This is a genomic window from Acinetobacter sp. TAC-1 (genome assembly GCF_029025845.1).
Lineage (GTDB): Bacteria > Pseudomonadota > Gammaproteobacteria > Pseudomonadales > Moraxellaceae > Acinetobacter > Acinetobacter guillouiae.
Genome location: NZ_CP118892.1, coordinates 4486743 through 4507583, shown reverse-complemented (window position 1 = coordinate 4507583; position 20841 = coordinate 4486743). Strand labels below are relative to the sequence as shown.

The 20841-nt window shown below is 35.6% G+C and carries 20 protein-coding genes; 10 read left to right on the top strand and 10 right to left on the bottom strand.

Features of this window, described 5'->3' with window-relative positions:
- Nucleotides 1-251: 251 nt before the first annotated feature.
- Nucleotides 252-1529, bottom strand: a complete 1278-nt coding sequence (locus tag PYV58_RS21080) for an LlaJI family restriction endonuclease (RefSeq protein WP_034618027.1) — start codon at nt 1527-1529, stop codon at nt 252-254.
- Complete coding sequence (locus PYV58_RS21075) at nt 1519-2010, bottom strand: hypothetical protein (RefSeq protein WP_275059675.1); 492 nt, start codon at nt 2008-2010, stop codon at nt 1519-1521. The genes PYV58_RS21080 and PYV58_RS21075 overlap by 11 nt, the downstream gene beginning before the upstream one ends.
- Nucleotides 2011-2075: 65 nt before the next feature.
- Between PYV58_RS21075 and PYV58_RS21070 the strand changes: the two genes are divergently transcribed.
- Nucleotides 2076-3241, top strand: a protein-coding gene (locus tag PYV58_RS21070) for an IS3-like element ISAba21 family transposase (RefSeq protein ID WP_085947552.1) whose coding sequence is annotated in 2 segments (ribosomal slippage) — nt 2076-2334 and nt 2334-3241 — 1167 coding nt in all. Because the reading frame shifts where the segments join, the coding sequence is not laid out codon by codon here.
- Here the strand turns inward: PYV58_RS21070 and PYV58_RS21065 are convergent.
- Complete coding sequence (locus PYV58_RS21065; protein ID WP_275059674.1) at nt 3192-4451, bottom strand: AAA family ATPase; 1260 nt, start codon at nt 4449-4451, stop codon at nt 3192-3194. The two genes, PYV58_RS21070 and PYV58_RS21065, sit on opposite strands and share 50 nt — an antisense overlap.
- 74 nt (nt 4452-4525) lie before the next feature.
- On the opposite strand from PYV58_RS21065, the gene dcm reads away from it, so the two are divergent.
- Entirely contained in the window at nt 4526-5818 is a 1293-nt protein-coding gene (gene dcm / locus PYV58_RS21060) for a DNA (cytosine-5-)-methyltransferase (RefSeq protein WP_034618023.1), read from the top strand.
- Between the two features lie 532 nt (nt 5819-6350).
- Here the strand turns inward: dcm and PYV58_RS21055 are convergent.
- Nucleotides 6351-7325, bottom strand: coding sequence for a hypothetical protein (locus tag PYV58_RS21055; protein WP_275059673.1), 975 nt, complete (start codon nt 7323-7325; stop codon nt 6351-6353).
- A 659-nt stretch (nt 7326-7984) separates the two neighbouring features.
- On the opposite strand from PYV58_RS21055, the gene PYV58_RS21050 reads away from it, so the two are divergent.
- Both PYV58_RS21050 and PYV58_RS21045 read left to right on the top strand, forming a co-directional pair.
- The gene (locus PYV58_RS21050; RefSeq protein ID WP_275059672.1) at nt 7985-8854 is read left to right on the top strand and encodes an inovirus-type Gp2 protein; all 870 of its coding nucleotides are present in this window, start codon (nt 7985-7987) and stop codon (nt 8852-8854) included.
- 112 nt (nt 8855-8966) lie between these two features.
- Nucleotides 8967-9266, top strand: coding sequence for a hypothetical protein (locus tag PYV58_RS21045; RefSeq protein ID WP_275059671.1), 300 nt, complete (start codon nt 8967-8969; stop codon nt 9264-9266).
- A gap of 189 nt (nt 9267-9455) precedes the next feature.
- Here the strand turns inward: PYV58_RS21045 and PYV58_RS21040 are convergent, their stop codons facing one another.
- From PYV58_RS21040 to PYV58_RS21015, 6 genes are all read right to left on the bottom strand, one after another.
- On the bottom strand, nt 9456-10049 hold the full coding sequence (locus PYV58_RS21040; protein WP_275059670.1) for a hypothetical protein: 594 nt from the start codon (nt 10047-10049) through the stop codon (nt 9456-9458).
- 265 nt (nt 10050-10314) lie between these two features.
- Nucleotides 10315-10776 (bottom strand): hypothetical protein, encoded by a 462-nt coding sequence (locus PYV58_RS21035; RefSeq protein WP_275059669.1) that lies wholly within the window; start codon nt 10774-10776, stop codon nt 10315-10317.
- A 32-nt stretch (nt 10777-10808) separates the two neighbouring features.
- Nucleotides 10809-11033 carry a hypothetical protein gene (locus PYV58_RS21030; RefSeq protein ID WP_275059668.1) on the bottom strand — a complete coding sequence of 75 codons (225 nt, stop codon included), beginning with the start codon at nt 11031-11033 and terminating at the stop codon, nt 10809-10811.
- Nucleotides 11030-11161: a hypothetical protein gene (locus PYV58_RS21025; protein ID WP_275059667.1), complete on the bottom strand. Its 132-nt coding sequence runs from the start codon at nt 11159-11161 to the stop codon at nt 11030-11032. Before PYV58_RS21025 ends, PYV58_RS21030 begins: the two co-directional genes overlap by 4 nt.
- Before the next feature lie 3 nt (nt 11162-11164).
- The gene (locus tag PYV58_RS21020; protein WP_275059666.1) at nt 11165-11419 is read right to left on the bottom strand and encodes a hypothetical protein; all 255 of its coding nucleotides are present in this window, start codon (nt 11417-11419) and stop codon (nt 11165-11167) included.
- Between the two features lie 1227 nt (nt 11420-12646).
- Nucleotides 12647-12778 (bottom strand): hypothetical protein, encoded by a 132-nt coding sequence (locus PYV58_RS21015; protein WP_275059665.1) that lies wholly within the window; start codon nt 12776-12778, stop codon nt 12647-12649.
- Between the two features lie 320 nt (nt 12779-13098).
- On the opposite strand from PYV58_RS21015, the gene PYV58_RS21010 reads away from it, so the two are divergent.
- The 6 genes from PYV58_RS21010 (at nt 13099) to PYV58_RS20985 (ending at nt 20840) form a co-directional block, all read left to right on the top strand.
- Nucleotides 13099-14130 carry a DUF932 domain-containing protein gene (locus tag PYV58_RS21010; RefSeq protein ID WP_275059664.1) on the top strand — a complete coding sequence of 344 codons (1032 nt, stop codon included), beginning with the start codon at nt 13099-13101 and terminating at the stop codon, nt 14128-14130.
- A gap of 234 nt (nt 14131-14364) precedes the next feature.
- Complete coding sequence (locus PYV58_RS21005) at nt 14365-15426, top strand: lambda-exonuclease family protein (protein ID WP_275059663.1); 1062 nt, start codon at nt 14365-14367, stop codon at nt 15424-15426.
- Between the two features lie 110 nt (nt 15427-15536).
- Complete coding sequence (locus PYV58_RS21000; protein ID WP_275059662.1) at nt 15537-16472, top strand: hydrolase or metal-binding protein; 936 nt, start codon at nt 15537-15539, stop codon at nt 16470-16472.
- An 82-nt stretch (nt 16473-16554) separates the two neighbouring features.
- Entirely contained in the window at nt 16555-16782 is a 228-nt protein-coding gene (locus PYV58_RS20995) for an AlpA family phage regulatory protein (RefSeq protein WP_275059661.1), read from the top strand.
- Nucleotides 16783-16887: 105 nt separating this feature from the next.
- The gene (locus tag PYV58_RS20990) at nt 16888-20163 is read left to right on the top strand and encodes a helicase-related protein (RefSeq protein ID WP_275059660.1); all 3276 of its coding nucleotides are present in this window, start codon (nt 16888-16890) and stop codon (nt 20161-20163) included.
- A 2-nt stretch (nt 20164-20165) separates the two neighbouring features.
- Nucleotides 20166-20840, top strand: coding sequence for a DUF4391 domain-containing protein (locus PYV58_RS20985; protein WP_275059659.1), 675 nt, complete (start codon nt 20166-20168; stop codon nt 20838-20840).
- The last annotated feature ends 1 nt before the right edge of the window (nt 20841 follow it).

Sequence of the window (20841 nt, the reverse complement as noted above, 5' to 3'; positions counted from 1 at the left end):
ATATTCGAACCAGACAGAATTGCTTCTTTTCGGTCAGTAAGCACATTACCCTATACCATATGAGCTTGAAAGTGCATAATTTAGTGCTTCTTGTTAGAATTCAAGATAAAGCAGTTTATGTCTCTGAAGTTGAAGTTACGATAGTTAAGTGGGGCTACTTGTCCATTATTTTGTCTAGGGCCAATGAGGTTAGTGTCTTTAACTTAAATTGGTTTGTATAGGAATGGTTCACTATAGGATTGTCCACTAATTTATTTTTCTCTATCATTGAAAAAATATTTCAGTGATATCTTCTCATTATTGAAATATTTTTTTAATATTTCTAGAGGATCTAAATATAAACATAATATTTCAGGAAATTCATTTGTTAAAAAATCTCCAGATTGCTGATCTTGCATTTTTATTTTTTGGAAAATGACTTCCTTTCCAGGGAAAATAAAAATATTTTGATATTGATAGTCTTGAAAATCAATAATTTCTTTTAAAGCTTTTTCATAAAAAAACTGTTTCACTAGATCTGACCAACCAGGAGAATTCTCAACAGTTGTTGCCTCGTAATACTTTGCATCAAGTACGGTTAAGGTGTGGAGAGCTGTATCTTTAATCACGATATCAGTGCGCATACCTGATTTTTTTGCAGGTATTGCTTGGCCATCATACCGAACAAATACAGGTTTAGGTAATTTACTATTAATATCAATTACATTTTCAAAACAATTGGCAAGCATGTGTTCCCATGCTACATGAAAACGTGTAACACCTATGATTTGATTTTTTTGATGATTACCTTTAAAGCCTTGCAAGTACTCAATAAGGGTTTTCAAAAGTAGTGTTTGACGATCAGCAAAATGGTTTCTAATTTCATTTTTTAAAATAGAAATCTGAGTGTCAATTGATAAATTGGTATCACCAAATTGTTTTAACGAATATGGGACATTGTGATTGCGTGTAAAAATAAAACCGTAATTTGAATATACTTGTTTAAGAATTGCTGCATGAATTCTAGTAATTTCTGAATTTGCCGAAGTTCTATGTTTACCAAAAACATCAAGATAAACAGGATGACCAGAACTATCAGGATAAGAAATAGACCTATTTATAGTTTTTTTCCAATCGGATTTTCCAGAATTCTTACGTAAATGTACTTCTTCATTTTTAAAAATTCCATGTTGCTGGAAATCATGAATCAAATATTTGAACATCTCCAGTTTTTCGAAACCTATTTCATCAGCTCCATCTTCAGGATTTCTTATTTGTGTTCGAGATAATTGTGCAAACTTTAAAAGAGCTTGCATCAACATAGAACAGTAACGTACAGGATCCTGCTTAATATCGATAAGATTGGACTGACGAGGGAAGAAGAAATAATTCTTTCCTTGGTAGGAGATAAGCCCACAAAATGAGGTATTTAGTCCATTAATAGAACTTAATAACCCTTGTGATTGTATATATGTCGCAACAGGAGTCGGTAATGAATGGATTAGACTCCTATCTAAAAAATATATGTTTTTAAAGGCACTAGTTTTCACCAGTAGTATCTTCCACTGTTGGATTGATGTTTAATGTTTCTTCCGTTGATTCCTCTATACTATCTTGAACGTCATCTTTTACAGAGAGTAAGAAGTTATTTGAGAAAACAATTTTTTTATCCTTAAATCCCTTAATTAATGCACCAAATGTTTTAATTTCAGATTGAAAGAGGATTGAGCGCTCGCTGTGTCTTAAAACATCATCCCAGAGATACATCATAATTTTACCTGTTAATGCATTGTTTGCATTTTTAGGATCTGCGATTTCAGTTTTATTTACAAACCAAGGACCTAAATGTCTGTCTTCAGGAATAGACTCTAAAGATAAAATGGCATTAACAGCTTTTGCAAATATTGACCAACTTATAGTTTTCTTACCTTCTTCTGTATAAATATCAAAATTCCCAGCAGGCGAATCTGAGAAGTTTAGAGGTTTGTATATAAATTTCCAACGACGTTTGAATGCAGAGTCTAAAGGCATGATGTGTGCTGAGAAAACAGGAGGTTTTAACTTGGTAAACTATAGACACTCATCAGGAGTTTACCATGAGCAAGAAACAGAAGACTTACACCGCAGAATTTAAAGTTGAAGCAATAAAATTGATTGAAGCCAATCAAGGCAATGTATCGGAAACAGCCAGACAACTTGGCATTTCAATGCAAACTCTTTCAAATTGGAATAATAAAGCAAAGACTGGCACCTTAGCAGGCACTAAACAATATTCACCTGATCTAAATGCCTTACTCGAAGAAAATAAAAAGCTCAAACAACAGCTCAAAACAGCTGAAATGGAACGTGAATTTCTAAAAAAGGCAGCAGCGTACTTTGCGAAAGAAAGTCAGTAAGGTACGCCTATATGAAACAGCAAAGATATTTATTCCCGATTAGCTTTATGGCTAGATTACTTCACGTTTCAGTGTCACGATTTTATGATTGGCTAAAACGAGGCATGAATAAAAGATTGGTTCAGCGAAATCAACAGACAATTTTGGTCAAAATAGCTCATGAGGAAACTAAACAAAGCTATGGCTATATTCGATTAACTAAGCATTTACAAGCGCAAGGTATCAAAATCAGTACGTATGCTGTACGTCAAATAAAAAAGCTCAACCAGCTGTATTGTAAGCGTCATAAGCGTTTCAAAAGAACTACGAAGAGTGATCATAATCGAGCGATCTACGCAAATTTACTAGAGCAACAGTTTTCAATGACTAAGCCCAATCTTGCATGGTCAAGCGATATTACATACATTTGGACTGCTGAAGGTTGGTTATACTTGGCAGCAGTAAAAGACCTGTACACGAAACAAGTGGTTGGCTATAGCTTAAATGAGCGTATGACCGCACAACTTGTTTGCAATGCACTGACTATGGCGATTCGTAATCAAAAACCAACGAAAGGCTTAATTATTCATTCGGACAGAGGCAGCCAATATTGCAGCCATGAATATCGAAAGATACTGGAAAAATGTGATTTTCAAGGTTCAATGAGCAAACGTGGGGACTGTTACGATAATGCACCGATTGAAAGTTTCTGGGGCATACTCAAGAATGAATTAGTGCATCATTGCAACTATAAAACCAGAGATGAAGCTAAAGCAGATATTACAAAATACATTGTGTTATTTTATAATCAGCGAAGAATTCAAAAGAGTTTGGATTTTAAAACGCCAAATCAAATAGCAGAGAACTTTTATCGGTTAGCTGCCTAGCATATCCCAAGTGAAAGTCTCCTGCTAATTCAGCACATATCAGCATAACCGCTTGATCACTGCTATTCATTGTTGCATAAATGCTAAAATTTGCTGGGATGTATAACTTGTTATCATTGAAGCTATTTGGTAATTCATTTTTAAGTAATTTTAATAAATCCTTGTCATTGATATCAATGGAATACTGGCTTCTACCAGTCTCATCTCTGTCTAATAATTGAAATAGTTCGCCAAAAACTGCAGCAGCAGGCGCACGGTTAATTTCTTCGATGATTAGATAAAAGTGATTACTAGGATTTTTAAGAGCCATAATCAAAGATTGGATGAAAGGACCATGTTTGAAACTATATTCAATTCCACTACCTCCCATAGATGGTCTGAGACATCCTACAAAATCGCTGTACTGGCTTTCTGGATGAAAGACAGTTCGGACAGAGTTATTATCATTTGCTAGTTTATCAATTTCATGGCTCTTACCTGTACCAGGTGCGCCGTAGTAGATGGTATTTTCCCCTTTCATTACCTGACTAGGTACATTTATTTTGGAAATGTATGGCATGGCTATTTGTTGAAACAAATTTTGAAGCTGTGTGCTTCTCAAAAACACAGTAATAAGAGTAATTAACTTATCTGAGCTCGCAGCAATAACCTGACATGCGCCAAGTAAAGTACTATCGTAAGAATCATGTCGGTCAAGAGTTTTACCACTACCACCAAAATTCCACCACGATCTCTCGTATAAAAACATTTTTATAAGATCGAAATTCGAATTGAGGTGGGTGTTATCTCTTAATCGTAGTTCTTTAAAAATTTCTTGTTCGAAACGAAGTTCATCAGGACTTTTGGTTGCTGGTTCAGAATTTTTTGGAAAATCTTTTAAGAACCCTTTTGGAAGATTTAACTTTTCATTTATGCCATGTACCAGATCTGAATATTTAAAGTACTCAAATGCATATTTATGAAATACAGATGCTATCCATAACCATCTTGATGGAAGAATTGCAATTAGATCGTCTCTATTTTTATAAGTAATTGAGTAGTCAGAGAATTCGACAGAAACACCATTAGAAAGTATTTTAGATATTTCTTCTTGTATTAAATCTTTCAATTCACTCGTAATTTTTATATCAATTTTATTCGGTAAGTTTTGATATTCCTGTCTACATGCAAGAACAACATCGTTAAGATTTTCAAGTTCAAAAACTGACATATTTGCCTCTATTATATGGCACTTACTTTTGACATGTGTTATATTGAACCAGGTCAAAAAACGGATAAGTTGTTGTGAAGTACGTTGATTTTGATTCATCATATATCAGACAAAAAAGAAATAATATGGGGTTATCTCTTAAAGAGTTCGCTTTGCTTCTTGATATGAAAGAGAATGGCGAAAGAACTGTCAGAGGATGGGAAAGTGGTGAACACGTCCCCACTAAAGCTAAATGGGAACAAATTATCGCGTTGCCTGATAAAGCACCTTTTAGAGAGCAGCCTGAACAGAAGCATAAATTTACTTTCATTGATCTCTTTGCTGGAATTGGTGGAATTCGATTACCTTTTCAGCAATTAAAAGGTAAATGTTTATTTAGTTCTGAATGGGATAAATTTGCCCAAAAGACTTACGCTGCAAATTTTGGTGAATTACCTTCTGGCGATATAACACAGATCAAAGCGGCTAATATTCCTGACCATGACATTCTGTTAGGCGGTTTTCCATGTCAAGCTTTCTCGCAGGCAGGAAAAAGACAAGGTTTCCAAGATACTCGAGGAACTATGTTCTTTGAGATCCAACGTATTCTTGTAGAGAAGCGTCCCAAAGCATTTTTGCTTGAGAACGTAAAACAGTTGCAAGGACATGATAAGGGCAGAACATTAAAGACTATTCTTGAGATTTTGAAAGGGGAATTTGATCAAGAACTTGATCTAGAAGTTTCTCTTTCTGATGAAACTAAAAAAGCACTTTCTGAAAAGCTTAACTATTGGGTAGATGTGAGGGTTCTTCGTGCCGCTGATTTTGGTGTACCTCAGAATAGAGAGCGAATTTTTCTTGTAGGTTTTGACAAAAAATACTTCGGTAAAGAGTGCAACTTCGACGAACTGTTTAGTTGGCCTGTACCACCTAAAACACAGACTAGATTAGGCAACATTCTTGAAGGTGTTGAGAAACTCAAAAAAAGCGAAGATGTCTATACAATTTCTGATCGTCTATGGGAAGGACATCAACGCCGTAAAGAAGGTCATGGTATCAAGGGCAATGGATTTGGCTATACTCTTTACACTGGTGATAGCTCTTATACTAATACTTTAAGTGCTCGTTACTATAAAGATGGATCTGAGATCCTGATCTCTCAGGCAGAGTTAAATAAGAACCCACGTAAGTTAACTCCTCGTGAGTGCGCAAGACTTCAGGGTTTTCCTGAAAATTATATTGTTAATGCTGTTTCTCATGGCCAGATCTATAAACAATTTGGGAACTCTGTTTGTGTGAAAGTAATTGAGGCTGTTGCTGGGCAGATGATCAATTGTTTGGATAAGGCGGAAAAGATAGTTTTAGAGAAACAGCTAAAATTATTCTAAGGGTTTAAAATTCTCAAAAAGGGTATATCTGTGTTGGATGTTGCTCGCTTGCAAAATCCATTCCGGTCCCACCCTGAATAAGTGAGTTATAGTATAAATACTTTTTAGTAGTCAATAAAAGTTAAATTCATTACTATTAAGTAGGGCCACCTAACCATTATTTAGAATAAGTAGTCAATATGTTTCTACCAAGGTAAGTGGGCATAATTTTCCAATGATTTCAATTGCCTATTTGGATAATGGAACGATGTGAGGCTGTGCGATTTATATTTTTTCAGCTATCCGCCACAAATGAATTCTATCCTCAATCATATCAAGATTCTGATTATTAGAAAGACAACAAAAAAGGCCTAAACCCTTAAGGTTTAGGCCTTTCTCCACTGCATCGGCATGCAGTTTTTCAATTCTGGCTGAAAGAGGGAGTCATATTTTCAAGCTAAGCTATTGAAATAAAATTATACAGGTGTAACAAATTTTTATTATTACCCCCAATTATACCCCCAAAAATATTAATATACAAAAAATATGGACATTAGAACTTTGGCTTTCCATGTTCATCGCACATTTCTTTAAGGAAAGTTTGGTCTATGAGCTCCTCTAACATATCAGATTCTGAAATATTTTTGAAAGCCGATAGTTTTTTAAGCTTTTCTATTGTCTTTTTTGTGAGAGGGAGATGGTGGGGTTTTCTTACTTTTCCTCCTTCCCTAAATTTTTTCTGACTCCATGCCTTATTAAGTTTATTGATTGTATTTTCATGTTGAATCTTATCATAGAAGTTTAAGTAATCCAGATATGTTGTTGTTAATAATTGATAATTATTTTTACACGTTGGTACATAATTTATCATTTTAAAATTATCGTCAATTCTTTTTAAGTATAAATATACCCAATCAACGAAATGATTATCTCTGACTTTTTTTGAATATTTTTCTCCTTTTAAAATAATATTATCAGTAAAATATTTTATAGCACTATTAATCTTATGATTTTTTCTGTATTCGTTCTCTTTGTCTGTGAAATACCAATGCGCTAGATGGAGATATATGTTTGGGTGGTATTCAAATTGTAAAAAATCATGATTGGAGTTTTTTATGTAATTGAAAATAAAAACACACAATCTTTTATTTTCTTTTATTTCTATTAATGTTTGTGAAATTTTATTATTACTACTCTTAATTTCCTTAAAGAGGTTGTTAATATTTTCTTTTGATTTTAATTTTTTTATTTGGTCTATCAGATTGTCTTTTAAATCTTTGAAATTTGAAAAATGTCTCAAATCATTAATTTCATGATAACTTTTTTTAGGTCCATGTTTAAGATTTTCTCTAAAATTTAAAAAATCTATGGAAATCCAGATAAGGTCTTCATCTGAATATCCTTCTAGAGCGATTTCAATTGATTTTAGAAACTCTTCATCTAATATTTCATCAACAGTATCTAGACTATTATTTACTTTACTGTCTGTTTCTTGAACTTCATGAATGTCCTCATCAAAACCAGGCATCTGCGACTCCTTGTGTAGTAAAAGTAGTAGAATTTATGTAGTGATTATATACGTATTTTCAGTGTTTTTTAAGTATTGAATATTAGGTTCTATCTTATTGTAGATATTGAGATATATATAAGATTTATCTTAAATCTATTCAATTTCTATAATATTTCTAAAACTTTTTGACATTTCAGCTTGTGGAATTTCAGATACCACAATAGACCTCTTGTAAAGATCGAAAATTGATCAAAATTGATCTTTGATTCATGAGGTATTACATAAAGTAAAAATGATCAATAAACCTACATGTGCAAAAGGTCTAATTAATTCTGATTAAATTCAATATTTAAATGTTTTAATCTATATATTTTAAGTTGTTAATTATATGGCGCGGAGGTTTTTAATTATAAGTGTGTTAACTTTAACTTAAGTCTAAATTTTTAAAATAATGAAAAATTATTTTTTTAAATTTTTTTGGTGTTTTGTTCGGATAATTATTGCTTTATTTTTTTAAATTTTTCCAATGTTCTTGTGCTTCTTAATATTTATTTATTGAGGGTTATTAATATTATTTAAATTAATAAAGCTAGTTTAATGGAATGTTTATTATCACTACTAAGTAAATAATTACACTCTGTGTATTCCTATGAATTAAATCCTTATAGGAAATCAACATGACACATTTAGTGAATGAATCTAAAACCCTCATCGAGATCGAAGACTTTGTATATGATGTTGTCAATAGATCGCGAATGCCAAATCGATTCTATGAAAAGCTCACTGATTTAATTTTCCAACTGGATGGAATTTATAATCATGACTTCTATTATTCTGCTTACGTCGATACATTGATTGAATTACTCATTGATTTTGAGAAGTATCTTGACCATTGGCATTCTTTGTATGAAATATTAAAACGAATATCCTTTATTGAAATTAAAGAGGGATTTAAAAAACACCATCGCAGACATTTACGTCAATTGCGTGATCATCATTATAGTGAATCTGTAAATACAAGAAATTTAGTTGAGCGTATGGAACAAGTCGTTGAGCGTTATTCACGTATTTTAGTGGTTCGTGTAGATTTAGCTTATCTCCTTAAACATCAAAACCAAGTTGGTATTCAAGCATTTAATGATGATATGGACGTATTACGTACTAGATTACGTGATAAAGATAGAATATTTGCGGGTTTAATTGAATATGCATGGGCATTAGAACAGGGCAAGGACAAAGGATACCACTGCCATTTATTATTGGTCTACAAAGGGAGTGAACATCAAAAAGCCTATGGTATTGCTAAACAAGTGGGCGAATTATGGGGCAGTATCACTAGCGATAAAGGATATTGTTTTAATTGTCATGATTATAAGTATCTTCAGCAATTCTCTGATCTTAATCGTTTAGGTATTGGTATGATTTATCGTAAAAATCAAGATCAAGTGAATAATATGTTAAACACGATCAAATATTTAGTTCGACCTGAAAAAGAAAACCAACATTTACGAGTCAAATGTAAAAAACGTATGCGTACCTTTGGTTAATAGAAGAAAACTGAGACATACATCATCCACATGAAGATCACGAATCAAGTGATTACAAAAGAGGGTTTATTTCTATAAGCCCTTTTATATTTTTTCATTGGAGATGTTTCAAATGCCAACATGTTGTCCATATTGCCAGTCTGCTCAAATACACCGAATATTTGTTTCTCATCAACAACAAGTCATTCATTTATTTTCAAATAAGACATCCATCTCAAAGCTTAGCTTAGCAACCATGATCATGAAGCGGCTTTCATCTGGTTCACCGTTATCGCCTTGGATGTTGAAATTGGCAGAAGTGATATTAAGTGGCTTGATTAATTATTTACTTGAATTGAAACATAGCACTTCAGAATCAGGAATTGTAATTAAGTTCTATTGTGAATCTTGCCATCGCAGTTTTAATACATGAATTTGGTAGATGATCGTCATGGCTTTAAAATGGATTTGATAGAAGACTATCATGTTTGCATGTGTATTTTTGAGCTTTGTTCTTATATTCTAAAGTAATAAGGATTGATGAAGAGAACTATAAATAAACCGATGCGTTGAGAGGCATCGGTTTATTTTAGTAAAAATCTTGATTTTTTTGATTTTAAAATTAAACGAATCGATAGAGTTTCCCATCAATTTTTAAGTCAACATGATTAATTTGCTTTTCAAGACAAGCAGGGGTGATTAAAACGTTTATGTCGCTGTCAGTTATAGTTTCACCTTCTGGCCCCCATGAATCGACCATACAGGAATGAGCATCTTTAGATGTTATCTGTACTTCCTCAATCAAGATATCTGGATATCCAATAGGTTTACCTAAAGTGATAAATTCGACCCATGCAGGGTTTTTAGGGTTCATGCTGTACATGAAATAAAGTCGAGGTACATTTCGATTCTCACAATCAGCACTGTATTCATCTGCACCACAAGATTGAACCTTTATTGGTGAGTTTGTAATGGTTTGAATATTCTCAGTCATTTCAGGTTGATTTAGAGAATCCTCATGAGTTTCTTCTGGCATGTCTGGTTGGTGGGCAGTCATTGTTCCAACTTGCGAAGCGTGTATTTGATTAGGTTTAATATCTGATGGAACGTTGTTGTTGATTTGTGATTGCTTAGATTGATTCCATACAAGATAAGCTATTCCAGTAAGGGCAATAATAATGATCACATTGAAGATAAGTTGCAGATGATTTTTCATGTAATTATCCTCTTGATATTTTGTTGACTATGCGCATTGATGACACTGATTTAGACTAAAAATAATCCGTTATAGATCATGAAGAAAACAAATAATTCACCACCATGCTAATGTTACTAAGTCGTTATATGCTTCACTCTATCGAGGGTTTTAGCTTGGATAATTCTTTATCGTTATCGGAAAGTGGAACCTAGGTTTTTAAGCCTAGGTATCCCAATTTCTTGTCTAATCATGAATAAAAGTAATGATGAAAGAAGAGCGACAATTAAAAACTTGAGAATTGTAGTGAAGCACATGCCTCAACTAACTCTTTAGAAAACGCTTTATTTGCATTTTTAGGCATGAAAGCAGCCATTTTTTTATTGTTTATAAAAACCTCAATTTTTTTGGCTTTTCCTACGTGAGCGATAAATTTATCCCAATCATTGCCGTTAAGCCTAGTTCGTGTTTCAGAAGGTGCATCAAATGCCTTTCCATCAATGATAAAGCTAAAAAACGATTGCTTGTTAAAGCTCGCATATTCTTTTCTACCCTTTGATAGTTCTACTGAGTGATCACTGTATGGTCCCGCACCCGTATTACATGAAATAGTCAATTTTTGATTTTGACTATTTTCGAGCAAATAATAGCTAAACCCTTGTGCAAATCCATCTTGCCAGATATTGGGTGCTGCTTGTGATGTGGAATATATGCACAGCATGAATGCCATTATGGTGAATTTTTTCATGAGAAGATCCTATAGATATTTTAGATTGGAATTTATTTAGAGCGAAGTACTAAGCCACCGATGATTACAAGAATAAGTACTCCACCAATGAATTTACCCACAGATGGGAACATCACCGCTGGCCAAACAATGCCTTGTCCTAAGTGATAGGCAAATGATTTATAGCTATGTTGACCCCAAAAGTTTTGATAGATTGCAAACAGTAAGCCGATAATCAAATAAGAACGGATTAACCAAGAAGCAATAGATGTATTCATTTATTTCCACCAAACGCATATTGAGCAAGTAAGTAAAACAAACCAAAAACAATCATCATGCCGATGAATGGCAGACCCAGAAAGCAAATGACTGCAACAATACAGATGATTCCAGCAATAGCTTTCATCGCCTACTCCCGCATACATTGCAAACTGATTTGCACCATATCGTTTTGAAAGGGTTCAGTCTGGCTTAAGGTGTAAAGATTGTTTTTAAATCCTTCCTCTCCGTACTTTGCTTCTAGTTTTTGATAGACACATTTGCAGGCGGATCGCTCCATACCTGTAGATTGGCAACCCCCAAGAAACTCCCGTTCTGCTTTACTGGCACAACCGAGTGTTATGAATGAGCAACCAATGATTAAAATTGAAGTTTGAATTTTCATCATTCCCCCTAATTTATTGTTATTGCTTATTTTGAAATTGATCATTTCAACAGCATGACAAAATGCAAAGACAAAGGCGTCCTATTCCGAGGACAAATAAGTCTTTAGATTGAATGTCTGTTGAATGAAAAACTAGCTGTTATGCCAAAGGCACGGCAATAACCGATATGGCTTTTGAGGGAATAATGAAGTTTGTAAGAATTTAGTCATGGCTATGACTCCTTTGGCTATGAAAGAAGTTTCACCACTTTACTGCTAAATAATGGTGGCGAAACGAAAAGGGGTTAGCAGACTGATAGCCAAAGGATCAGCACACCCGAAGGTGTCCCCCTCCCGTTCCGCCGCAGAGGGGGCACGCAGGGTTACCCACCAAAAAGATAAACTTTTTAGTGTGTTGGCTAAACGGTCTGCTAAAACCGACTGACGATGTAGGTCAGCAGTTGAATGATAGAATTAAGGATAGACTTAGTCAATCAATCATGATTGAAAAGCGAGTTAAATCAATATGAATCATCCGGAGTTGTGAAGTAAAAAAAATATGGGTAAGCTTTTTAAATTACTCTACGCATTTAAAAGATAGGGTCTTTTATGGACTTATTGTCGTTCAACTATTCAATCATTAAAAATTTAGATAAGAATCTAGCTAAAAGAATAGTGTCAATTGAAAAAAAGTTTGCCAAGTTAACTTTCAAAAATGAAGAAATTGCATTAAACCTCTTTCATAAATCAAAAAATGTTCATCTTTTTGTTCATTATTCAACCTGCAAAATTTAAGATTTTCAAGCATAATCTGTGTATGAAATATCTCGACTCCAAAAAGCTTTCTAATTCTCAGTTTACCCTATGGTGAATTTTATAATGATGAAATTTATGAGCAAGTATGCTATGAAAACTACTTATTTCTAAAAAATGAGCTCCCAGAAGAAAAATGGCTTGACAGTATCAATGCAATTAGTGGTTTATGGTTAATTTATTATTGGCAAAATTTTTATTACGAGCATATTCAAAAGATAGCAAGTGTAAATGATCTAGCCTCATCAGAAGAATTTATGTTGTTATGGGGCGCTTTTTTAAATCAATACCCTTCGGAAGGCAAACATATTTGGCCTTCCGAATTGATATCGCAGGATTGCTAAAATTGACTATTTACTTCGTGGCGGATTGTTATCACGTCCACCCCCTGATGGATTACCAGTAGTGCTTGGAAAACCCGCTTTACTCATTTCGTTATCCTCTATTTGATTTTGTTGGTTGATGATTTGGATTGAGTTGATTAGCGCGATTATCTTGAGCTTGTTTAAATTGATCATTATTCGGATTTTTTACCGTTGAACGTTGATCATTTGCTGTCTTTGTCATCATTCTCTCCTTATATATTGAGTATTTGACAAGCACATTATTATTTACCCAAAATAATGATGTTGCCCTAAAAACCATAAAATAGTTTATTTTTTATCAGTTGTAAAATAAGATTTTTAAACCAAACACTAAAATACAAATAGCAGAACTACTTTAAGATTATTTCAAATAATTTCAGATATATATCATCTAAGTGAATCAATTGATTTGAATCTAAATATGGTGAATCACAATTTCGGCTTGCTCTTTGTGCAAGCCTTTTTTATGCCCAAATTTGGATAGACGATCTAAAAAATTAAATGATGAATAGGAAAATTTTTATGGCACATCAAATTGAACAAATGGCATATGTTAGACAAACGCCTTGGCATGGTTTAGGCAACCAACTGACGCAGAATCAACCCATAGCGGTTTGGGCACAACAGGCTGGTATGGACTGGCGAATTGAATCTTCAAATGTCAGTTACATGGCACAGAATGAGAGAGGGCAAAGTATCATCATGCCTTTTGAAGAACAACGGGTACTTTATCGTTCAGATACCCATGCGCCATTATCTGTGGTCAGCCAGCGCTTTCAGGAAGTGCAACCTCAAGAGATTCTACATTTCTACAAAGACTTAACAGAACAATCTGGTTTTGAACTGGAAACAGCAGGCGTACTAAAAGGTGGTAGGAAATTCTGGGCTTTGGCGAGAACTGGACAAACGAATGCGCTCAAAGGCAAAGATGTCAGTAATGGCTACATTCTTTTAGCCACGGCGTGTGATGGAACGCTTGCTACGACAGCACAATTTACTTCCATTCGAGTAGTGTGTAATAACACCTTAGCTATTGCACTGAAAGGACAAGATTCAAGTTATGGTGTAGTCAAAGTCCCGCACAGTACCAAGTTTGATGCTGAAAAGGTCAAGCAACAATTAGGTATTTCAATCCGTGCATGGGATGAACACATGTATGAAATGAAACAGCTCAGTCAACGAAAAGTGACTCAACAAGAAGCTGCTGCTTACTTTGATGCGGTATTTAATAATACGAGTTTGAGTATTGCCGAACAGGATGAAAACATCATTCAGTTCTATCGTAATGTTGCCAATCAAGCAGACTCGAATAAAACCGAACCGAACGGAAGAGCAATGTCTAAGGTCATGACCATGTTTAATGGGCATGGGCGAGGAGCAACACTATCTTCAGCCAAAGATACGGCTTATGGCTTATTGTGTTCTATTACAGAATTTTGTGATCACGAACGTCGTGCAATGAGTCAGGATCATCGGCTCGATTCAGCATGGTTTGGTGCAGGTGCAGGCTTAAAACAGCGAGGTTTGGAACAAGCATTAAGAATGTTAGCTTAAGCTTCATTTAAGTTTGAGATTGAAAAATAGGCTTATCAAACATGCTGAGTATGTGTGAATACCCCTCGGTTGCACATACCTATTTTATAGCCACACGCCAAGTGTGGTTTTTTTTATGCCTGATTTTTTACGCTCTGATTAAAAGCCTTCCATTTCCATCATCTAACAAAACTCAACCATATCTACGGATATGGTTTTTTTATGCCCAAAATATAATTCAATAGGAATGTAGATATGAATAACCATGTCAATATCACGACTCAATCTGCTCAATTACTTCCATCAACAAGGTCTAAAACATTTATTGCTCCTAAATTCTTTTCAGCTAAACGCTTGGTGAATACCAAACACATGAGCCAAGCAGAATGGCTTGAAGTTAGAAAACAAGGTATTGGCAGTAGTGATTGTGCCGCAGCCTGCGGACTCAATCCTTATATGTCGATGCTTGAACTGTGGATGATCAAGACAGGGCGTATTCAACAGAACATTGAGGATGAAAGTGAAGGTCATGCACCTTTGTATTGGGGCAAACGACTAGAACCATTGATCGCTGAATACTACAGTCTCCACACCAACTATAAAGTACGTCGAGTCAATGCGGTACTACAACACCCTGAACCTGATAAACACTTTATGTTAGCCAACTTAGATTACTCCGTGGTTGGTGATGCAGATGTACAGATATTGGAATGCAAAACCGCAGGTGAGTATGGAGCAAAGCTTTGGCGAGATGGTGTACCTCTATATGTACTTTGCCAAGTACAACATCAATTGGCGGTCACAGCTAAGAAAGCAGCACATATCTGTGTACTGATTTGTGGACATGAAACCCGAATCTTTAAAGTGACACGTTCAGAGTCAGTAATCCAACAGATCATAAATGCTGAACGGCACTTTTGGGAGTGCGTTGAAAAAGATACGCCACCTGATGCCGATGCATCTGAATCAGCAGCCAAAGCCTTACAGCAACTTTACCCCGAGCATGTGCCACTCAGTACCACTGACCTATCCGAAGATGAACAAGCCAATCAACAATTTGAGCAATTGATTCAAGCACGACATCAAATTGAAACTGGTCAAGAGACATTCGATCTGCTGAAACATCAACTACAAGCCAAGATGCAACAGACTGAACGAGCGACCTTTAAAACAGGCTCAGTAACTTGGAAGAAGTCTAAGGATTCAATCGGTTTGGACACTAAGGCGTTACTTAAACAGTACCCTGAATACCTCAATCAATTTCCACAAAACAAAAAAGGTTCTAGGCGCTTCAACATCTACACTCATGATGACTGAAACAAATTTAGCCTAAGTAATTTGAAGTGAAATAAACAATTAAAAGTCCCATGCCAGAGCGTATGGGATTTTTTTATGTCTCATTAATTTATTCAAAAGAGAGAAATACCATGATCAAAGGTTTAGCGATTACACCACCCATACTCGGTAGAATCAGCATTGGTAAAATTGTTGAAAAGAATGGTAAACGACTCCCTGAAAAGGATGACCAATTTACCATCTCCAGCCAAATCCAAGGGAAAGACGGATGGATTAAACATCCACTGGATGAACAACTCCGAGCCAAAGCACCCAATCAAAACCAAAAACTCAGAACAATTCCAGTACGGATGATATTTAATGATCCTGAACTCAACCTTAGAGCGGAATACACATTATTTGATCGCCAAACTGGACGACCTGTATGTATCGGGAATGGTGAAACCTGTCAAAGAAAAACCAGCCAAGGTGTAGAACAACATCCATGTCCTTCCCCTGAGCTATGTCCATTGGCACAGGGAGGGAACTGTAAACCTTTTGGACGCTTACATGTCAACTTAGACGAATCGGATGAATTGGGTACTTTTATTTTTAGAACGACTGGATTTAACAGCATTCGGACTTTGGCAGCACGCTTGTCTTATTACCATGCGGCATCGAATGGTTTGCTGTCATGTCTATCATTGCAACTCACACTCCGCGGCAAGTCCACCACACAAAGTTATCGCACCCCTGTGTATTACGTGGACTTAACTCTACGAGATGGTGTCAATCTTCAACAAGCTATTCAAATGGCAAAAGAGATTGATCAGCAGAGTAAAGCATCTGGCTTTAATCAAAGTGCTTTAGATCAGATGGCTCGGCAGTGTTTTAGTAATGCAAGATTTGAGGTGAATTCAGAAGAGGGTTTGGACTTGGTGGAGGAGTTTTATACAGATGAAGTTACTGAGTCTGAACAAGCACAACCTGAGTCCAAATCTAAAGTTAAGCCTAAGCTCAATCAGGGTGATGGGTTTGTGCAGGATATTCAGCAGGGATTGCAGGGGAGTGTGAGGGCAGTGAACTGAATGAGGTCAAAGGTTAAAAAATTACAGACTCACAGGATTATTTGAGCAGTAGCGCTCGCATCAATGATCAGGAGTAAACATCATGAATGCGTTCACAGGTCAAACTTTTCAAATGAATCAAATTATTAATATTAAAGAAGTTATTCAATTCACAAGTATTAGTCGGGCAAAGATTTACGAAATGATCAATGTCAGCTCTAAGTATTATGATCCAACATTCCCGAAACCAGTACGTTTAAGTGAATCACGTATTGGTTGGGTGGCTTTGGAAGTTCATCAATGGATTGAAAGTAAGATACAAAGCCGATAAGTGTGGGGGCGAAAGCTCCCTATTTCCTGTAACTATTATAAAAGAGGATGGGTGTAAGGCACCGTAATAAGCTATTATGATTAGCATCGAATTTTTTTTTTGCTTATGAAACTTATTGATAACATCAACAGTACACTTGGCTCTGATATTGCTGAGAATTTAAATAAAAAGTCAAAAATGATGATTGCTGCTTCATACTTTTCTATCTATTCCTTTGCCAATTTAAAAAAAGAACTAGAAAAAATCGAAGAATTACAATTTGTTTTTACGTCTCCTACTTTTGTCCCAGATGGTGTGACAGATAAGTTAAAAAAAGAAAAACGTGAGTTCATTATTCCTAAACATGATCGTGAAAGTAGCCTGTATGGGACAGAGTTTGAGATTCACTTGAAAAATCAGTTATCTCAAAAGGCGATTGCAAAAGAATGTGCAGATTGGATACGGCGAAAAGCAACATTTAAGTCGAATAACAGCAATGCGCCGATGCAGGAATTCATCAGTATTCAGAAACCAGAGCAGTCCTTAACCTATATGCCAATTCAGGGGTTTACCCCGATGGGGCTAGGCTTTGAAAAAGGCAATGCCATTTCTAATATGGTGAACTGCTTTGATGAGCAACCAACGGTGCAGACCTATATTCAGCTATTTAATAAAATTTGGAATGACCCTTCAAAGGTAGAAGATGTCACCAGTGAAATTATTCGACACATTGAGTCTGTATATCAGGAAAATCCACCTGAACGCATTTATTTCTTAATGCTTTACAACATCTTCAAAGATTTCTTGGAAGATATCAATGCCGATGTCATGCCAAATGATCTTACAGGTTATCAGGATACCTTAGTATGGAATAAGTTGTTCAATTTCCAAAAAGATGCGGCCGTAGGCATCATCAATAAACTCGAAACCTATAATGGTTGTATCTTGGCGGATAGTGTAGGTCTGGGTAAGACCTTTACTGCATTGGCAGTGATCAAATACTACGAATTACGAAACAAGAGTGTTCTAGTTTTATGTCCTAAGAAATTGGGAGCGAACTGGACGAATTATAACGCCAATTTATTCACGAATATCTTTGCTAAAGACCGTTTTAGCTACGATGTGCTGTATCATACCGATCTCTCTCGTAAAGGTGGTGAAACCCTAGGTATAGATTTGGCGAAAATCAATTGGGGTAACTATGACTTAGTGGTGATTGATGAGTCGCATAACTTTCGTAACCGTGGCACATTTAAGGATCGAGAAACACGTTATGATCGCTTAATGAATCAAGTAATTCGTCAGGGCGTGAAAACCAAAGTGTTGATGTTGTCTGCTACGCCAGTAAACAATCACTTCACTGACCTCAAGAATCAGCTTGCCCTTGCCTATGAAGGCAATGCTGCTCTATTGGAAAATAAGCTCGATACTGAACGTGATATCGAAACTATATTCCGTAGAGCACAGGCCAGCTTTAATGCTTGGGCAAAACTAGATCCTGCCCAACGGACAACTCAAGCAATTCTTAACCTTCTGGATTTCGATTTCTTTAAGCTCTTGGATAGCGTGACGATTGCTCGTTCAAGAAAGCACATTCAAACTTTCTATGACACCAAAGATATTGGACAGTTCCCTCAACGACTCAAGCCGATTTCATTCCGTTGTTCATTATCGACCGATCAGGATAGTATTTCTCTGAATCAAATTTATACAGATCTGTCTTTAATCAAGATGTCTGTCTATGCACCAGTCAGCTATATCTTTCCAAGTGCCTTAAGAAAATACGAAGAAATTTTTGATACGCGTGTAGAAGGCAAAGGTAAACTAAAACAGATAGATCGTGAAAAAAGTTTACAGGCTTTGATGACGGTCAATTTACTGAAACGTCTGGAAAGTTCTGTCCATGCGTTTAGGCTGACACTGAACGTTTTAAAGAAAAATATTGAAAATGTACTCGCTAAAATTGCGGACTTTGAAGCTCGTCAGGCGGATGATGAAGTCAGTATTTCACCCAACTTCGGTTATGATGAGGATGAAAATGGCGAATTGCTCAATACTGAAGACCTTATTGGCAATAAGCTAAAAATTCATTTGGCTGATATGGATCTATTGAGCTGGAAAACGGATCTAGACGGTGACTACCACATTATTCTCAGTTTATTGCGAATGATTCAGCCAATTGATGCTGAAAAGGATGCTAAACTACAACATCTTAAAGCTCATGTTGTTGAGAAAATTCAGAATCCAATTAATACCAATAATCGTAAAGTCATCATATTTACTGCGTTTGCGGATACAGCGAATTATATCTATGAGCATATTGCTCCGATCCTGCTAGAAACCTATGGTCTGCACAGTGCTAAAGTGATCGGTAGTGATAATACCTCAACGATTAAGACCAGAGTGGGAAGCCGCCAAAGTTATGATATGCAGGGCTTACTCACTTTATTCTCTCCACAGTCAAAACAAAAAGCAGATATATTCCCTGAAGAATCCAGAGAAATTGATGTGCTCATTGCAACCGACTGTATTTCTGAAGGACAAAACTTACAAGACTGTGATTATTTGATTAATTTTGATATTCACTGGAATCCCGTACGCATCATTCAACGCTTTGGGCGTGTGGATCGTATTGGTTCATCAAACAGCGTTATTCAGCTCGTTAATTACTGGCCTGATATCAGTCTGGATGAATATATTAACTTGCGAGAACGGGTCGAGAATCGCATGGTGATCGTCGATATGACCAGTACGGGAGATGATAACGTCCTCAGTGCCCAAGCTAATGATATTGCCTATCGTCGTGAACAATTACAGAAGCTACAAACTGAAGTTTTAGACTTGGAAGATGCCAATACAGGAGTTTCTATTACTGATTTAGGTTTGAATGACTTCCGTATGGATTTGCTTGGCTATATGGAAGAGAATCCTGAGTTAGAGAGATTACCGAATGGATTACATACCGTTGTCGCTGCGCAGCCAGAACTCGGTTTAAATGCAGGAGTCATTTTCACCCTAAGAGCACGACATTCTGAGTCGCCTAACAGCCAAATCAACCGCCTATATCCATATTACTTAGTTTATATTAATCAAGGTGGTGAAGTTGTTTATGACTACACCCAAGCCAAATATTTGTTGGATATAGCACGTAAAGCATGTCGAGGAAAGGATTATCCGATACCCAAAGCTTATGAAAAGTTTAATGAGAAAACCAATGATGGTCGAGATATGAGTCAATATTCAGAATTGTTAGATATTGTGATCCATACCATTCAGGACGTAAAAGCGGAAAAGGATATTGATAGCTTGTTTTCAGGCTTGACTACATCAGCGTTGGTAGATGTGGTTTCTGGATTAAATGACTTTGAGCTTATTAGTTTTATTGTGATTGAAGAATCTTGATCATGAAGTTATATAAATTCCCACTCCAGGCTAAAGTGGATCGGTTGATTCCGAAAAATAAATTTTATGAACAAGGAAAAGCCAATACCAAAATTGAACAGCTATTTGTTGATCAAGTTGAAAATATACGGTGGGTTTATAAATTGGCTTCATCTACAATTCATCTTCAAGAGCAGGAAGATTTGAAGGAAATTCAAATCTTTCGAGTGAAAAGTCGAGTTGAAGATTTAGATATATCAATTTTATCTTTCATTGATAAACTCATTCTAACGCCGATTATTTTTGAGGTGGTTTATCAAGATAAAGTTAAGGTGATCGCAACCTATAAGCGTTTAAATCAATCAGACAAGACTAAAGCTGTGATTGGTTACTATTACGCTTCTGATTGGTTGGATGATGCTAGTCGTGTTGAATTACCTCTTTATTTAAACTTAGTAGATCTATATGAGCATTTCATCGAACAGTTATTACCTATACCCCAAGTAGATGGAGTCTTGGTAAAAGATAAACAAACGATTCAGGGAAAATTACATTTAGCAGAGCAATTAGAGTCATTAAAGAAACAAATCGCCCAGTTAAAATCAAAGATGAAACGTGATCAACAATTTAATCGAAAAGTTTTATTAAACCAAAAGATTATTGATTTAGAAAAAAAATTGAAAGATTGTCAGGAGTGAC